This is a genomic window from Candidatus Synechococcus spongiarum SH4 (assembly GCF_000586015.1).
Taxonomy (GTDB): domain Bacteria; phylum Cyanobacteriota; class Cyanobacteriia; order PCC-6307; family Cyanobiaceae; genus Synechococcus_B; species Synechococcus_B spongiarum_F.
On sequence record NZ_JENA01000248.1, the window covers coordinates 1 to 2,379 of the forward strand.

Annotated in this window: 3 protein-coding genes; 1 reads left to right on the forward strand and 2 read right to left on the reverse strand. The window is 64.5% G+C overall.

From position 1 onward, the window contains the following. On the reverse strand, positions 1-398 hold a 398-nt coding region (locus BG35_RS0109225), incomplete at its 3' end, for a metal ABC transporter permease (protein WP_025782591.1). Between the two features lie 51 nt (positions 399-449). Further along, positions 450-1,154 carry a metal ABC transporter ATP-binding protein gene (locus BG35_RS0109230; RefSeq protein ID WP_025782592.1) on the reverse strand — a complete coding sequence of 235 codons (705 nt, stop codon included), beginning with the start codon at positions 1,152-1,154 and terminating at the stop codon, positions 450-452. Positions 1,155-1,295: 141 nt separating this feature from the next. On the opposite strand from BG35_RS0109230, the gene BG35_RS11720 reads away from it, so the two are divergent. Further along, the coding region (locus tag BG35_RS11720; protein WP_152535269.1) for a metal ABC transporter substrate-binding protein at positions 1,296-2,379 on the forward strand (1,084 nt) is incomplete at its 3' end.

The following is a 2,379-nucleotide window of genomic DNA, read 5'->3' on the forward strand; positions in this document are numbered from 1 at the left end:
CTGCCCCCGGTTTGGAGCAGCTCCACTGGCCTGGTGAGCAGCAGATCTCCAAACAGAATGGCCTCCAGGTCCACCCTGATGCCCAACAGGGGGATCAGCAACACCCCAAGCCCCAGAAACCCGGCCAGGACGGTGTTCATCACGGCGCCATGGCTGGCGGTGTTCTGTCCGGGAACCAGAAGCCGCTCCGCCACGAGGGTTCCCAGGAGACCACTGAGGGATCCGCCCACGCTGGGGGGAAGGCCGAACGCCACAGCCAGGGCCAGGCCCGGCACCACCGCATGGGAGATGAGGTTGGCCTGCATGACCCGCCCCTGCACAATCAGCAAGGCGCCACTGATGGGACAGACGGCGCCGGTCAACAGGGCCAGCAGCAGGGGCAGAATCCACCAGCTCACGGGAGACTAACTCCCGGATCACGCTCCATCCGGATCCGGCTTCCCCATGGTTCAGCCACAGCAATGGTTCCCCATGGTGACATCATCGAGAGCTTGTCGCACCTGGTCGGGGGTGCCGTCGGCGCGGAGCGCCTGGTCCAGCACCAGCACCCGATCATAGGCATTCAAGGCGGAACCCCAGTCGTGGCTGCTGACCAGCAGCGTGAGTCCCGCATCACTCAGTTGACGCATCAGGTCCAGAAGCTGTTGACGGGACGGGGGATCAATGGCGGCGCAGGGTTCGTCCAGCAGCAACACCTCAGCCGGCTGCACCAGGGTGCGGGCCAGCAGGGCCCGCTGTTGTTGTCCGCCGGAGAGTTGATCAAGCCGCCTGCCCGCCATGGAACCCAGGCCCACCCGCTGCAAGGCCCCGTCCACGTCGCAACAACCGGCGCGAGAGGCCGCCAACCGCCCCAGCCTGGCGAACTCCGCCACCGTAATGGGAAAATGCCAGTCGATTTCCCCCTTCTGGGGCATGAGGGCAATCCGCCGCCGGCAGCGCCGCACCGGCGTCCCGTCCAGTTCCACCGTCCCCGTGCCGGGTTGGAGTTGTCCCTGCAACAGGTGAAGCAGCGTAGATTTACCGGCCCCGTTGGGACCCACCAGGGCAGTCAGGCTGCCGGGACGAAGCTGGAAGGTAATCTGGTGGAGCACCCGCTGCCCGCCGTAGTGGAAGCTGAGACCACAGACCCGCAGACCCGGCGGGGCCGGAGGCATCCTTTCAACAGGCTTGACGGCCCCTTGGGCGCGCCTGAGGGAGTTTATTGCCAAGTTGAGTTCGCAATTGAGCTTGCAATTGAATCTACATTGACGATAATCTGAGCGTGTTGCAAGTGGAGTTGACGTCCACAGGGTTCCATGATTCGACGTTTGACCGGCTTTGCCTTGGCGACGGTGTTGCTGGGAGGTCTGGCCACGAGTTGCGGTCGCCCGCGATCATTGCAGTCCTCCAGCCCGGGCGGGTCCGGGGCGGACAATCCCCAGGTGCTGGCGGCCGACGGGGTGCTGTGCGACCTGACCCGCACCCTGGCTACGCCTTCCATCACCGTCCATTGCCTCCTGTCCGGTGAGGAGGATCCCCATACGTTCTCCCTGTCCCCGGAGCAGCGGGGCCTCCTGGAGCAGTCTGATCTCGTGCTCATCAACGGCCATGGCCTCACCCCCGTCCTGGCCACCCTTGCCGAAGAGGGAAGGGCTGTGGCCGTGGCGGAGGCCATTGAACTCCCGTCGTTGGAGGAAACCGATACGCTCTCCATGGCCGACCACCATGACCTGAGCCACGATGGGGAACACCACGACGACCACGGGCATGACGACCACGGGCATGAGGATGAAGATCATGGCCATAAGGACGGCCACCACCTGAGTCACGGCGACAGCGCCGATCCGCATCACGACGATCACCATGGCCATGACCACCATGACCACGGTGGTGTGGACCCCCATGTGTGGCATGACCCCGGGAACACCCAGGCCATGGCCATGGTGGTCACCGAGGAGTTGACCAAGCTGACGCCGGACGACGCAACAGCCCTCCGGATGCTGAACCAGGAGGCAATCGCTGTGTTGAAGGACATGGACGCCTGGACTGAGCAGCAAGTGGAGACCATCCCGTCCCAACAGAGGGTGCTGGCCACCCGCCACAGAGCGTTCGGGTACTATGCCCACCGTTACGGCTTCAGGGAGTTGGCGCTTCAGGGCTTCAGCACCACCGAGGCGGTACGGCCAGCCGTGTTGGCCAATCTGCGCCGTGAATTGGCGGAAGCCAACGTGGTTGTGCTCTTCCCGGAGCAGAACCCGCCCGGTCGGTCTCTCCGGGTGATTTCCCGGCAGAGTGACATTCCCCTCAGCCCCCGACACCTGATTGCCGACGGCCTTGCTCCCGACCGGAGCACCGTGGAAACCTTTGTGGGCAACACCTGCGCCATCACCAACGGATTGG